11 protein-coding genes and 2 riboswitches are annotated in these 14376 nt (G+C 61.9%); of the genes, 5 read left to right on the forward strand and 6 right to left on the reverse strand.

The window, feature by feature from the left end:
* Positions 1 to 6: 6 nt before the first annotated feature.
* Positions 7 to 1221, forward strand: a complete 1215-nt coding sequence (gene mltA, locus CR152_RS06090) for a murein transglycosylase A (protein ID WP_099874119.1) — start codon at positions 7 to 9, stop codon at positions 1219 to 1221.
* A gap of 59 nt (positions 1222 to 1280) precedes the next feature.
* Positions 1281 to 2057 carry an enoyl-CoA hydratase gene (locus CR152_RS06095; RefSeq protein ID WP_099874120.1) on the forward strand — a complete coding sequence of 259 codons (777 nt, stop codon included), beginning with the start codon at positions 1281 to 1283 and terminating at the stop codon, positions 2055 to 2057.
* A 1-nt stretch (position 2058) separates the two neighbouring features.
* Here the strand turns inward: CR152_RS06095 and CR152_RS06100 are convergent, their stop codons facing one another.
* From CR152_RS06100 to rtcR, 6 genes are all read right to left on the reverse strand, one after another.
* Positions 2059 to 3468 carry a carotenoid oxygenase family protein gene (locus CR152_RS06100; RefSeq protein WP_099874121.1) on the reverse strand — a complete coding sequence of 470 codons (1410 nt, stop codon included), beginning with the start codon at positions 3466 to 3468 and terminating at the stop codon, positions 2059 to 2061.
* A gap of 18 nt (positions 3469 to 3486) precedes the next feature.
* Complete coding sequence (locus tag CR152_RS06105; RefSeq protein WP_099874122.1) at positions 3487 to 4497, reverse strand: MerR family transcriptional regulator; 1011 nt, start codon at positions 4495 to 4497, stop codon at positions 3487 to 3489.
* Between the two features lie 121 nt (positions 4498 to 4618).
* Positions 4619 to 5212, reverse strand: coding sequence for a C39 family peptidase (locus tag CR152_RS06110; protein ID WP_099874123.1), 594 nt, complete (start codon positions 5210 to 5212; stop codon positions 4619 to 4621).
* Positions 5213 to 5257: 45 nt separating this feature from the next.
* Positions 5258 to 5992 carry a hypothetical protein gene (locus CR152_RS06115; protein WP_229413295.1) on the reverse strand — a complete coding sequence of 245 codons (735 nt, stop codon included), beginning with the start codon at positions 5990 to 5992 and terminating at the stop codon, positions 5258 to 5260.
* A gap of 125 nt (positions 5993 to 6117) precedes the next feature.
* Complete coding sequence (locus CR152_RS06120) at positions 6118 to 7350, reverse strand: D-amino acid dehydrogenase (RefSeq protein ID WP_099874125.1); 1233 nt, start codon at positions 7348 to 7350, stop codon at positions 6118 to 6120.
* A gap of 56 nt (positions 7351 to 7406) precedes the next feature.
* Positions 7407 to 7516: riboswitch (glycine riboswitch) on the reverse strand.
* Positions 7517 to 7624: riboswitch (glycine riboswitch) on the reverse strand.
* A 119-nt stretch (positions 7625 to 7743) separates the two neighbouring features.
* Complete coding sequence (rtcR, locus tag CR152_RS06125; protein WP_099874126.1) at positions 7744 to 9354, reverse strand: RNA repair transcriptional activator RtcR; 1611 nt, start codon at positions 9352 to 9354, stop codon at positions 7744 to 7746.
* 194 nt (positions 9355 to 9548) lie between these two features.
* Between rtcR and CR152_RS06130 the strand changes: the two genes are divergently transcribed.
* The 3 genes from CR152_RS06130 (at position 9549) to rtcA (ending at position 14052) form a co-directional block, all read left to right on the forward strand.
* Positions 9549 to 11102 carry a vWA domain-containing protein gene (locus CR152_RS06130; RefSeq protein ID WP_099874127.1) on the forward strand — a complete coding sequence of 518 codons (1554 nt, stop codon included), beginning with the start codon at positions 9549 to 9551 and terminating at the stop codon, positions 11100 to 11102.
* A gap of 638 nt (positions 11103 to 11740) precedes the next feature.
* Entirely contained in the window at positions 11741 to 12976 is a 1236-nt protein-coding gene (locus CR152_RS06135) for an RtcB family protein (RefSeq protein ID WP_099874128.1), read from the forward strand.
* Positions 12977 to 13029: 53 nt separating this feature from the next.
* Positions 13030 to 14052 (forward strand): RNA 3'-terminal phosphate cyclase, encoded by a 1023-nt coding sequence (rtcA, locus tag CR152_RS06140; protein ID WP_099874129.1) that lies wholly within the window; start codon positions 13030 to 13032, stop codon positions 14050 to 14052.
* Positions 14053 to 14376: the final 324 nt, after the last annotated feature.

Genomic DNA, 14376 nt, shown 5'->3' on the forward strand with positions numbered 1-14376 from the left:
ACTCCCATGTCTTCAACACGTAGCAGTTTACTCGTTTCGGCCGGCGCCGTCGCGCTGGCCCTCGCGGCATGCACCACGCCTGAACCGCGGCCGGCGCCGCCGCCGGTCGTCATGCCGCCGCCGGTGATGCAGATACCGCCGCCGGCCGAGCCACCGGTGGCGCCACCCGTGAAGGCCGAACCGGTGCCGCTGATGACGCCATCGACCTTTGGCGCGCTGCCCGGCTGGGAGCGCGACGACTTGCGCCAGGCGTGGCCGGCCTTCATGACCTCGTGCGGGGTGTTGGTGCGCAAGGCCGAATGGAAAACCGCGTGCGGCGCCGCGCGCACGGTCGATGCCAAGGATGGCGCGGCCATTCGCGGTTATTTTGAAACGCACTTCGTGCCGAACCAGGTGCGCGCGGCGGACGGCGCCGACACGGGCCTGATCACCGGCTACTACGAGCCCCTGCTGCGCGGCGCCCGCAAACGCGGCGGCGCCTTCCAGACGCCCCTGTACCGGGTCCCGGACGACCTGCTGACGATTGACCTGGCCAGCGTCTACCCGGAGCTGAAAAACAAACGTGTGCGCGGGCGGCTGGTCGGCAAGAAGGTGGTCCCGTACGGCAGCCGGGCCGAGATCGAACGGGCCGACGTTAGCGGCAAGGAGCTGCTGTGGGTGGACGATCCGGTCGAAGCGTTCTTCCTGGAGGTGCAGGGTTCGGGCCGGGTCAAGCTGGCCGACAGCGGCGAAACCGTGCGCGTGGCCTACGCCGACCAGAACGGCCATCCATACAAGGCGATCGGGCGCTGGCTGATCGAACAGGGCGAACTGACATCGGCGGAAGCTACCGCGCAGGGCATCAAGGCATGGATCGCCGCCCACCCCGAGCGGCGCCAGGAACTGTTCAACGCCAACCCGAGCTTCATTTTCTTCCGCGAAGAGCGCCTGCCCGATCCGTCGGTCGGGCCAAAGGGCGCGCTGGGCGTGGCATTGACGCCGGCGCGTTCGGTCGCGATCGACCCCACGTTGTTACCGCTCGGCGCGCCGATTTACCTGGCCACGACCGAATCGGGCAGCGACGTGCCGATGCAGCGCCTGGTGATGGGGCAGGATACCGGCGGCGCCATTCGCGGCGCGGTGCGGGCCGACTTTTTTTTCGGCTTCGGCTACGAGGCGATGGAAAATGCCGGCCGCATGAAGCAGCGCGGCCAGCTCTGGGTGCTGCTGCCCAAACCCTGACGCAGCCAAGGATTGGCTACAATCGCACATTACCCCACGCTTTTTTTAATGAGGATTCCATGAACTATGCAGACCTGCTGATCGCGACCCACGGCAAAGTAGCCGTGATTCGCCTGAACCGTCCCAAGGCGCTCAACGCGCTGAACGACAACATGATGGACGAACTGGGCGACGCGCTGTACAAGTTCGACGCCGACAGCAGTATCGGCTGCATCATCCTGACCGGCAGCGAAAAAGCCTTTGCCGCCGGCGCCGACATTGCGGCGATGGTCGACTACGACTACGGCGACACCTACGGCGGCAACTACATCGGCCGCAACTGGGAACACATCCTCAATGTGCGCAAACCCGTCATCGGCGTGGTGCAGGGCTTTTGCCTGGGCGGCGGCTGCGAGCTGGCCATGATGTGCGATTTCCTGATCGCGGCGGACACCGCCAAATTCGGCCAGCCTGAAATCAAGGTCGGCGTCACCCCGGGCGCCGGCGGCACGCAGCGCCTGCCGCGCACCATCGGCAAGGCCAAGGCCATGGACATGCTGCTGACGGCGCGCATGATCGATGCGGCCGAAGCGGAGCGCACCGGTTTGGTGTCGCGCGTGGTTGCGGCGGACAAGGTGATGGAAGAAGCGCTGGCCGCGGCCACCACGATCGCCTCGATGTCGGTAACGGTGGCGATGGCGATCAAGGACAGCGTCAACCGCGCGTTCGAGACCACGCTGACCGAAGGCGTGCGCTACGAGCGCCGCTACTTCCACGCGGCTTTCGGCACGCCGGCGCAGAAGGAAGGCATGCAGGCGTTCCTGGCCAAGCGTCCGGCCAACTTCGACGGCCTGTAAATCAGTCTCTGGCGCGCCAGCTGCCGTGAAAGCCGAACGGTATCCGGTACGGCAGGCATACCGTTGCGACGGGGCCGGCCGCCACGTCCGTGGCGTCGATCACCAGCAGGTCGCTGCGGCCTTCCTGTGCGCGCCACGCGACCGCCAGCAGCCAGCCGTCGCCTTCGGGCGACTGCGCCGAGCGCGCGACGAATACCGGTTCGGAGATGACATCGCCGGCCGGCAGTGTGTATAGCTGGCGCGTGCCCGACGCAAAGTCGAAGCAGGCCAGCGAGTCGTACAGCACACTTTCGGCCCCATTCCTGACGCGTTGCTCGCTGTGGCAGCAGTAAAAACCGACGCGGTTGCGGCGCCCGGTGTAGCGCTCGTCGATGCGCGGAAATTCCGCCGCCAGGTCGTCGAGGATGGTGCGCTCGAAGCCGTCGCCATCGCTCTCCAGATCGAACGTCCAGCGGCAAAGACGCGCTGCCATCCCGGCCGGGTTGCCCCGGGAGCCGTCGGCGTTGGGCATGCCCGGTGCGGTATCCGACTCCATCACGTAGGCCACGATGCGGCCGCCATCGTCCCAGGCGTTCATCACATGGAATACGTGGCAGGCATCGCTGGCGAACCAGCGCAGCGTGTCCATCGGCTGCCCGCGCATGCCGATGCCGACGTAGCTGCGCTTGTCCGCTTCCCACGCAAACAGGGGCAGTCCTTTCATGGCGCGTTCCACGCTGATGGTCAGTGGCGTGACCGGAAACAGCACGTGGCGTTCGGTCAGCATGAAGTCGTGCATCATGCTCGCGTAAGGCGCGCGGAAGGGTTCGAGCGTGCTTACCTTGCAGCGGGCATCAAGGACGCCGTACAGCATGTTGGGTTCATCCGGGCTGTCGGGCAGGTAGGCGAAGAAGTGCAGCTCGCCCGTGGCCGGATCGGCCTTGGGATGCGCGGTAAAGCGCTTGTCCACGGCGCCGCCGAAATCCTGGTGTCCCTTTGACGCCAGCGTGTGCGGATCGATTTCAAACGGCTGGTGCGACTCTTCCAGCGCAAACAGGCGCCCGCCGTGCCACACCATGCTGGTATTGGCGGTGCCGCTGTTTTTGCCGTGGACCGACGGGTCGCTGGTGGCCGGGTTGCCGAAGGTGCCGAACAGGGCGCGGCCGGCATTGTCTTCGAGCTGCCATTTCGGCGTACGCGCCCAGCGGTTGGCATAGGCGACCTTGCCATCGCCGATGAAGAAGGCGTGCACCATGCCGTCGCCGGAGAACCAGTGATAGCGGTCGTCGCGCGGCGCGAACCGGGGGTTCGGTCCGACGCGGTAGAGCGCACCGCGCAGTTGCGGCGGCAGCGCGCCATGGACCGGCAGGGCGTCGATGTCGCATTCGGTGTCCAGGGGAGCGTAGTTCCCGCTAAAGAAATGGCCTGACATGGTGATTCCTTGGTGAGTTCAGAGACTTTGCACGGCAGCGCGGACATAAGCGATCAGCGGCGCATCGATGCCGGAACCGATGCGCAGTTCGGACTCCTGCTCGAAGGCGTGACGCAGTTTGGCCTGGAGCGCGGGGTCGCCCGCCGCCTTGGCCAGCGACAGCGCCTGCCACTGGCGTGCCAGCGCTTGCACGTCGGCGCTGTCGGGCGGCGTGTCTTGTGCCAGGTGCTCGCGCACGGCGCAGATGAGAATGGGCCAGGCGTCGGTTTGCTTGACGTAGTGCTGGCGCAGCAGAACCATTTCGGCTTCGCTGCAGTAGGCGGCGTAGATGGCCAGGCGCCGGTGCGCCATGGCGTGCGAGATGAACTGCATCGCCGTGCGGTCGACGCCACTGAGCATATGCAGGGTGGGTTCGTTCCAGTTCATGGCGTAGAGCTTCATCAGCATGGCCTCGTCGCCGCCCACGTCGTCGAGCAGGGCGGCGATCCAGCATTGCGCGAGCGCGCCCGCTTCAAGACTGTCCGGTTTAACACCCCGGCCCATGAGATCGTGCAGCGTGGAGGTCAAGTGCGCGTTGCCGCCGTTGCGTTGCTGGCGCCGCGTTGTCAGTGTGTGCAGTTCGGCGTCGGTGAAATAGCGCGCGCTGGCGGCCATGCGTTCGAGGGCGGCCAGCCAGTTGTCCATCGATGGTTCATGACGTTCGGCGAGCTGCGCCTGCAAGTCGCGCAAATGGCCGTGCAGGGCCGATGCTTGTGCGATCTGGCGTTCGAGCGACGCGATCTGCTGCTCCACCACTTGGGGCAGGCTGGCGCCGCCATCGGCCAGCATGGCCTGGATTTGCGTCAGCGACAGGTCGAGACGGCGCAGCGCCTGGATGCGATACAGGCGGGCGACGTCCGCACTATCGTACAGGCGGTAGCCGTTGTCGGACCGGGCCGACGGTGTCAGCAAGGCGATATCGTCGTAATGGCGCAGGGCGCGCACGCTCAAGCCGCTGCGCCGTGCCAGTTGTCCTATTTTCAGTAGCATGCCGGTTTCTCCATTTTCAAGATGGTAAACCGTCACGTAGCGAGAGGGTCAAGCACTTGTGGATGGAGATACTTGCAAAAAAACCGGGGCACCTGAGCCCCGGTTTTGCAATGCAGACCGGTTAGATCGGCCCGTTGATGCTCATGCGCTGGGTATGCGTCCAGCGGTGATCGGATGCCGATACGGCGGAGTTGTAGGTGCGGTAGGTCTGCCCTTCACCCGGCCACGGGTCCATGATGTACACGTAGTTCACGCCATTGGTCGTCGCGTAGCCGCGCCCCACCATGATGTGGCCGCCGCCGTTGCTCCAACCGTAGCGGATCACGAATGGGCGGTTGGCGTTGATGTCATACACCACGCTGCTCCACGACGACGCCACGCTGTACGCGCCGTTTGCCACGCCCCATGCTTTCAGGATGTTTTGCACGCTACCGTTGGAGCCGTACATATTGTTCGGCTGGTTGGCGTAGCTGTTCCAGTTGAAGTAGGTGTTCCCGCAGGCGTAGTTCAACCCGAACGCCCAGTTCACGATCTGGCACTGGCTCGGTGTCTTCTTGTAGAAGTTCAGGATCGCCTTGCTCGAGGCGGACCAGCACCACTGGCTGTGTTCCTGGGTCGTCAGCGGAACGGCGAGCGTGCGCCATTGTGCCATGGCTGCTGGCAGCGCCAGTAAAAGCGAAGCACCGACGACGAGCTTTTTGATATTTGTATTCATGTTATCTCCTGATTCGTTCTAAGGATGGTGTAGCCGATGCCGGGCTTACTTCGAGGCGTCCATGGTTTGCTTGACCACGCTGCGCAGCGGCTGCAGGATGTCTGCCTCTTCCATCAGCGCTTCGCTGGCCTTGCCTTCCTTGACGGAACGCTGCTGCATCAGCAGCGATTCGCGCGCCGAATGCAGTGGCGCGTAGCGGGTGCGGCCATCTTCGCGGCCAACCACTTCGAGCAGGTCCGAGCGCGCCTGGTAGATGCGCACGAAGCGCACATTGCTGCGCTCCGCGTCGCCGTAGTAGCCCATCGAGGCATCCACATCCTTGGCCAGCACGGCGGCGCCATAGGCGACCGTTTCGTAGTTTCCGTTGTTGAGCTCTACCGTCGCCATGCCGATCGGACGCTGGTTCAGCAGAATCACGAAGCGCCACTGGCCGGTGGCCTTGGCCATCTGCTTCATGCTGCCGCGCCCTGCCAGCAGTTCTTTCGGATCGATCGTGTAAACCGGGAAGCCGTAGCCGATTTTCGCGTCCTTCAGATCATGCATGTCGTTGATTTCAAGCGGGAAGTCGACCGGCGTGCCGCTGGTGCCACGCGTCTGCAGCTGGCCTGTGACGAACTGGGCGAAGTCGCGTTGGGCCGCAGCTTGCGCCGCCGCGGCGGCGCGCTTTGGCACCGCTTTAAAGGTGCTGGTTCCATCCGACTGGGCCATTGCTGGCGCGCCGGCCAGGGCCAGGCTGGCGCCGCACAGCAGGGCGGCGAGCATGGTGCGGGCTGAGAGCATTTTTGTTTGCATTATTGACTTCTCCTCACATAGATTGATACAAGAACCCCGCCTGTCCAAACGGGGTGAGTGCTGCAACAACAAGGGCATTCACGCATGCCGGACACCAGTGTCAACGCACGTCGTCAGTGCGTTGGAAAATCGAGGGAACGGTGCATCAGGTCGCCGATCATGTCGGCGGTGACGGCCGACAGGGTCCAGCCCAGATGCCCGTGCCCAGTGTTGTAGAAGACGCAGGGCGATTTGCCGCGGCCGACGCGCGGCAGCATGGTCGGCATCATTGGCCGCAAGCCGGCCCACGGAATCACGCTGCGCGTGTTCACGCCCGGGAAGCATTCGTGCACCCAGTCGATCAGAGGGCGAATCCGGTCGTCGCGGATGTCGCGGTTAAAGCCGTTGAATTCGGCCGTGCCGGCCACGCGGAAGCGATCCGTCCCCAGGCGGCTGGTCACCAGCTTGGTGGCGTCGTCGAGCAGGCTGACGGTGGGCGCCGCGGCCTGGCTGGCGGCATCGGGCAGGTTGACCGTGATCGAGTAGCCTTTCACCGGGTAGATGTTGACCCGGTCGCCCAGGCTCGCGGCCAGGGCGCGGCTGGCGGTGCCGGCGCAGATGACGACGCCGTCGTAGGTCTCGGTCTGGGTGCGCTCGCCGTCGCCCAGAGTGACGTGGGCGTGGCGGCCGTCGGTGCGCACGGCGCCGATCTGCATGCCATAGCGGCAGTCCACGCCGTTGCGGCGGGCGGCGGCGGCAAGACCGGTGGTGAATTTGTGGATGTCGCCGGTGGCGTCGCTGTCGGTGAAAAAGCCGCCGTAGTAGTCGCCCGCCAGGGTTGGTTCGATGCCGCGCATTTCGCTTGGGGTCACCGCGCGGCGCGCGAGGCCGCCGGCGGCCAGCATCTTGCTGACCGTGGCGGCGTGCTCGAAGCCGGCCTTGTCGCGGTAGATGTGCAGGATGCCTTCGCGCTTGACGTCGAAGTCGATGTTCTCCGCCTCGGCCCACGCAAACAGGTGCTCGCGCGCGGCAATCGCCAGGCGCGCCGTTTCGACCGTGTTGCGGCGGTAGTGGGGAATGGCGGCGGCAAATTCGGCGAACCACGACAGCTTGTGCCAGCTCGGTTTGGGGTTGACCAGCAGCGGCGCGTCGCGCCGGAACATCCACTTCAGGCCCTTGAGCATGGTGGAGCGGTGGTTCCACACTTCCGCGTTGGAGGCCGACAGCTGGCCGCCGTTGGCAAACGAGGTTTCCATCGCCGCGTAGCGATGTTTTTCCAGCAGCGTCGTGGCAAAGCCACGTTTCGCCAGGGCGTAAGCGGTCGTGACGCCGGTGATGCCGCCGCCAATTACTGCAATGGTTTTCATGTGTCGTCCGGGTTCCAGAAACGTCAGATAGGGAGTCCGCGCGCTGGTGCGCGTCGGTTACCCCCTCTGTGCTGGACCTGAGAGATTCACCGGCAACGCGCGATGCGTGGCCGGTTTGCTCCTTCGGTGCACCGGATGACGACTTCCGGTGGCTCTTCAGAGTTCAAATGGGTTATCGGTCCTTTTGCCTGAGAGATTCCGGGGCGGTTGCTCCTTCGGCGCCGTCGGCATACAAGACCAGCTTGTAACCGACAGACTCTCCCGATAACGCCTTAGCATTGCGCTAAATATGCCATAAGCATATGTATGCAGAATACCGCAGAAAATGACGTCAATACAACCATTTTTAGTGATAGGTGTTGTTTCCTCGACAATACCGACAGAGCGCTCGCTTTACGATTTGCCGCAAACCTGGTCCCATTCGAGCGCAAAGCGCGCCAGGAATTTCTTCAGGCGGTCGGCATCGTTCGGTTTGCTTTTGGCGCTGCGCGAGACGGCAAACAGCTTGCGCCCCGCGTCCGACAAGGTGACCGAATGGCGGCATACCTTGACCACGGCGGCCAGTTGCATGGCGTCGAACAGGTCGAGGCCGGCGGCGGCCTCGTCACCCATCAGTTCTGCCAGGTTGACCTCGGCCGCGCTTGGGGCGCGCGTGTAGTGGTGCCACAGTTTTTGCAATCTGGCCACTTCGGCGCTGACGATGCTGTCCGAAATGCCGCCGGCTTCGGCCAGCGTGGCCATCCTTGTCACCGAGGCCGACAGGTCACGGAAGTTGCCGGCCCAGACCGCCTCGGGCGACATCGCGAAGCGCATGTAGCGCTCGCGCGCTTCCTTGTTGAAGCGCACCATCTGGCCGTACTCCTGGCTGAACTGGTTCAACTGGTAGACCAGGTTGGGTTCGATGTCTTCGGGCCGGTCGACCAGGCCGGGCAGGGCGTAAGTCCACAAATTGATGCGGGCGTACAAGTCTTCGCGGAAGCTCCCGGCCACCACTTCGCTGGCGAGATCGCGGTTGGTGCCGGCGATGAGCTGGAAGTCGCTTTGCACTTCGCTGTCGCTGCCGACCGGATGAAAGCGCTTTTCTTCGATGGCCTTGAGCAGCATTGCCTGTTCATCGGGCCCCAGTTCGCCGATTTCGTCGAGGAACAGCAAGCCCTTGTGCGCGCTGCGCAGCAAGCCCGGGCGGTCGGCGGCGGCGCCCGTGAAGGAACCTTTGACGTGGCCGAACAGGGTCGACGCGGCGCCGTCGCCGTGAAGGGTGGCGCAGTTGAGCTCGATGAATTTGCCGTCGAGCTGGTGCCGTGTTTTCTTCAGTTCGTACACGCGGCGCGCGAGGAACGATTTGCCTGCCCCGGTCGGGCCCATCAGCAGCATGGGTGCGCGCGACTTGATGGCGACGCGCTCGATCTCGTCGATCATGGTGTTGAAACGGGCGTTGCGGGTGGCGATGCCGGACTTGAGGAAAGCCACGCCTTCGGCTTGCTCGCGCGAAAAGCGCTGGGCGATCTGGTCGTAGCGCGACAGGTCGAGGTCGATCAGCGCGTAGCTGCCCGGCTCCTTGCTGGACTGGCGCCGCGGCGGCGAGCTTTGCAGCAGGCGGCCGGGGAAGAAGCGCGCTTCGGTCATCAGGAACATGCAGATCTGCACGACGTGGGTGCCGGTGGTGATGTGGACCCAGTAATCCTCGTTATCCGGATCGAAGGGGTAGGTCTTGGCGAAGTCGAACAGGGCGCCGTAGACCTCGCCGAAATCCCAGGCGTCGCTGATCGGAATGTGGTGCGGCACGACTGTGGTTTCGGGCGAGACGGCGGCGATGTCGGCCGTGACCGCGTCCACCAGCGGGCCGAATTTGCCGCTGAAGAGCATCTCGAAGCGGTCGACGATGTATTCCTCGTGCTGGGTGATGGCGATGCTGGGACGCCACTTTTCCCAGCGGGCCGGGCCTTGGCCGCTGTCGAGCTGGGTGCCGACGAAACCGATGACTACGATGCGTTTCTGTTTCATATTCGTATAAAGTTTTATCTGATCGGATAATTTATCACGGCGTTGCCTGCTTGTCCATTTCTTGGTGTTCTTGTTTGGTGAATTGATAATCTTTTTTAAATCAATGACTTGCGCTGGTGTGGCTGGGCTGGCAGCAGACCTGGCACAGCATTTGCAATAGAGGAGATACAAACGAGATAAGTGAGGAAGTAAAAATGGCAAACGCACAGTTGTTCCAGACCTTGAAGGGAATCTTTGTCCCTCGTGCCAACGGTCTTAATTCGGAAGGCGCTCCGGCTTACACCATGACGCCGAGGCACCAGCTGGCGCAGTATGCGGCCACCGGTTGCCTCAATTCGACGTACTACGTCAATGCGCAATCGCAGCTGGCGACGGTGATGGAGCTGTGCGAAAAGGTCGATACCAGATTCATCGCGCAAACGGCGATTTACTGCCGCGAACGTGGTTATATGAAGGATATGCCGGCGCTGCTGACGGCCGTGCTGGCCGCCAAGGGCGCGCCGGAATTGACGCCGGTGTTTCGCCGGGTCGTCAATAACGGCAAGATGCTGCGCAATGTGGTGCAGATCATCCGCTCCGGCGCGGCCGGCCGTAAATCGCTGGGCACCCGGCCGAAAAAGCTGGTGCAGCAATGGTTGAACCGCGCTTCGGAAAAAGAGCTGCTGGCGGCGTCGATCGGGAATGCGCCTTCGCTGGGCGATGTGGTGAAGATGGTGCATCCGAAGCCGTCGCAAGCCTGGCGTGAAGCGTTTTTCGCCTGGTTGATCGGCAAGCCGTTCAATGCGCAGGAGCTGCCGGATGCGCTCAAGGCTTTCGAGGCTTATAAGGCAGACCAGTCGCAGCCGGTGCCGGAAGTGCCGTTTCAGATGCTGACGTCGCTGACATTGTCGGCGCAGGCGTGGGCGCAGATTGCGCGTCAGGGCGGCTGGCACATGGTGCGCATGAATCTGAATACGTTCGGACGCAATGGCGTGTACCAGTTGCCCGGCATGATAGAAGTCATCGCCGACAAACTGCGCGATCCGGAGGCGATTGCCCGGGCGGGCGTGTTTCCTTATCAGTTGATGTCGGCGTATACGGCGGCATCAAGCGACGTGCCGCGGGCCATCAGCGATGCCTTGCAGGATGCGCTGGAGCTGTCGCTCGCCAATGTGCCCAAGGTCGAGGGCAAAGTGGTGATCTGCCCGGATGTGTCGGGATCGATGCAGTCGCCGGTGTCGGGTTTCCGTGGAACGGCTACCTCGACGGTGCGCTGTATCGATGTGGCGGGGCTGATTGCCGCGGCCATGCTGCGCAAGAATCCGGATGCGCTGGTGCTGCCGTTCGAGAATTATGTGCGGGTGTGCGACTTGAATGCCCGCGATACGGTCATGACCAATGCGCAGAAGCTGGCGGCGATAGGCGGTGGCGGTACCAATTGCAGTGCGCCTCTGGCGCAGATGAACAAGCAGAAGGTGATGGCCGACCTGGTGGTATACGTGTCCGACAATGAATCGTGGATCGACCAGCGTGCGGGTGCCACCGCGACGATGGCGCAATGGGCGGTGTTCAAGGAGCGCAATCCGGCGGCGCGGCTGGTGTGCATCGACTGCACGCCGAACAGTACCAGCCAGGCGGCGGAGCGTGTCGATGTATTGAATGTGGGTGGTTTTTCGGACGACGTATTCAAGATCATCGCGGCGTTTTCAGCCGGCCAGCTGGGCGCCGGGCACTGGGTGGGCGAGATCGAATCGATCGCGCTGGAGTAAGGAAAGTTGAAGTACGGGTTTTGAGTGCAGCGCGAATGCTGATGCGAATACATTTTCCCATGTTCCATTTCGCATCGACTCCTTGTCGCGCTGTGCTCAATCGTTTTACCCCGAATGCAGGCAGGACTACATTCCAGGGTTGCCAGGGCTTCGCGTCCGACAACCAGAAGTCTTGCCGCTCCTTGTCGGGAATTTGTTGTACAGGTTTTGAGTGCAGTGCGAATGCTTGATGCGAATACATCTTCCAAAATTTACTTCGCATCGGATTTTTTGTCGCATTGTGCTCAATCGTTTTACCCCGAATGCGGGCAAGGACTACATCGATGTTGTGCTTTGGCGTTATGCCGGCAACAAGTGTCCTGCCGATCTTGTCGGGAATTATTTTAGGGCGAATGCTGTCCGGATTACATTGTGTCCCCGGTTCGAGTCCGGGCGGTTGCGCGAGTGGCTGTAGCTCAGTTGGTTAGAGTAAATGTCCGGGCGATATTGTCGCCACCCTTGTTTCGATGAATGCAGATGAAATTACATTGGAAGAGCGCTGAAGCGTGCTTCAGCTAAACCCGGTTCGACTCCGGTCGGTCTTGTGCCTGGCTCACATTTCATCACCTTTGTCATCACTTTTTATACTGAGAAAAATTATGAAAAACGAAAATTACGATGTCCTGAACGTGGAAGATGGCCGCCATGTCAAAATGTGGACCAAAGGCGTGCCGGTGGAAGAAGTGGCCAAGAAGCAGCTGACCAATACCGCCAAGATGCCCTTCATTTACAAGCATATTGCGGTCATGCCGGACGTGCACTTAGGTAAAGGTTCGACCATCGGTAGCGTGATCCCGACGCTCGGGGCGGTGATCCCGGCGGCGGTTGGCGTGGATATCGGTTGCGGAATGATGGCGGCCAAGACCACCCTGACGGCGAACGACCTGCCGGATAACCTGTCCGCGCTGCGTAGCGCCATCGAGCGCGCGATTCCGCACGGTATGTCGCCGAAAACGCGCGGCTTCCGTGGCCGCGATGAAGGCTCGTGGAATACGCCGCCAGCGGCTGTGGATGTCGCCTGGGGCCAGTTGAAGGATGAATTCGACGCTATCTGCCTGAAAACGCCGAAGCTGAAAACCACGAATAACTACCGTCACCTCGGTACCCTGGGTAGCGGTAACCACTTCGTTGAAGTGTGTCTGGACGAGGTAGGTTTCGTATGGTTCATGCTGCATTCGGGTTCGCGCGGCGTGGGAAATGCCATCGGTACCCACTTCATCGAGCTGGCCAAGAAGGATATGCGCACCCACTTCATCAACCTGCCCGATCAGGACCTGGCGTATCTGGCCGAAGGTACGCAGCACTATAACGACTATATCCAGGCGGTCAGCTGGGCGCAGAAGTTTGCGCGCACCAATCGCGATGTGATGATGCAGAACCTGATCGCGGCGGTACGTACGGTGATCACCAAGCCGTTCGAGACGCACGTGGAAGCGGTGAACTGCCACCATAATTATGTGCAGAAGGAGCATCACTTCGGTAAAGATGTGCTGATTACCCGTAAGGGCGCCGTGTCGGCCCGTCCGGGCGAGCTGGGAATCATCCCGGGGTCGATGGGGGCGAAGAGCTTCATCGTGCGCGGAAAAGGTAATCCGGACAGCTTCAACAGCTGCAGCCACGGTGCCGGCCGCACCATGAGCCGTACGGAGGCGAAGCGCCGCTATACGCTCGATGACCAGATCAAGGCCACCGAGGGCGTGGAATGCCGCAAGGATGCCAATGTGATTGACGAGATTCCGATGGCGTACAAGGATATCGACGCGGTCATGCATGCCCAGCGTGACTTGGTGGAGGTTGTCCATATCCTCAAGCAGGTGGTGTGCGTCAAAGGTTGATGCCGCTGCTGGTTACTCGCTGGTTACTATATATATAAGAAGAAGAGTTGAAGATGATTGAATTAGATGGCGCCGTCGGCGAAGGCGGCGGACAAATCCTGCGCAGCGCGCTGACCTTGTCCATGATTACCGGGCAGGCGTTTTGCATCAAGAATATCCGGGCCGGGCGCAAGAAGCCCGGGTTGCTGCGCCAGCATCTGGTCGCGGTGCAGGCGGCCACGCAGATCAGCGGCGCAACCGTCACCGGGGCGGAACTGGGTTCGCAGACGCTGGTCTTCGCGCCCAAGGCGATCAAGGGCGGCGATTATCAGTTCGCGATCGGTTCGGCCGGTAGCTGCACGCTGGTGTTGCAGACGGTGATGCTGGCATTGCTGCATGCGGACGGCCCGTCGACGGTGCGTATCAGCGGCGGCACCCATAATCCGATGGCGCCGCCGGCGCAGTTCCTGCAACGCGCTTATATTCCTTTGCTGCGCAAGATGGGCGCCGATATCGATATCGAGCTGCTGCGCTCGGGTTTTTATCCGGCCGGCGGCGGCTGCATTGTGGCGACAATCGCACCGTGCCCCCAATTGCAGCAGTTGACGCTGATGGAGCGCGGCGAGCGCGTCGAGGGGTATGCCGAAGGGATCGTGGCAGGCTTGCCCGCGTCGATTGCATTGCGCGAACTGGAATGCGTCGGCCTGGGAATGAACTGGACCGGCGATCAGCTGCGCATGCGTGGATTGCCGGGCGAGCAGGGGCCGGGGAATGCTTTGCTGATCACCCTTGAATACGAGCATGCGACCGAGGTGTTTTGCGCTTTTGGTGAAAAAATGGTTCGGGCCGAAACCGTCGCCAAGGACGCCATGCACGAAGCGCGCCGCTACATAGCCTCCCAGGCGGCAGTGGGCGAGCACCTGGCGGACCAGCTGATGCTGCCGATGGCGCTGGCTGGAGGCGGCAGTTTCACGGCGGACGTGCTCTCGCAGCATGCCATCACCAATGCGGAAATCATCGGCCGTTTTCTGCCTGTGGCGATCACGCTGGAAGAGGGCGAACAGCGCAGTACCTGTACCGTTCGTGCGACGGCGTGAAAAGAGTCCTTGTCAGTTTGCAGCAGGCTTTGCTATAGTTCGCCTCCCCGCTGAAAGGGTTAACGAAATCAAGTAGTTAGCAGACAGTTGGGGCGCCTCGAAAGAGGCGCGGTAGCAAAGAAGGGGTTGACGAGAAACGCGAAACGCTGCATAATCTCACCTCTCTGCTGCAACGAACACAACGCTTCGTAGCAAACGGCAGAAGTAGTACAGAATAAGTTCTTTAACAATTAACAGTCGATAAGTGTGGGCGTTTGATGAAGGTGCCAACGAAGCGTAAGCGACGTTGAATACTTAAATTATCAAATGTTCACAAAAAAGAAA

The sequence above is a fragment of the Massilia violaceinigra genome (genome assembly GCF_002752675.1).
Lineage (GTDB): Bacteria > Pseudomonadota > Gammaproteobacteria > Burkholderiales > Burkholderiaceae_D > Telluria_A > Telluria_A violaceinigra.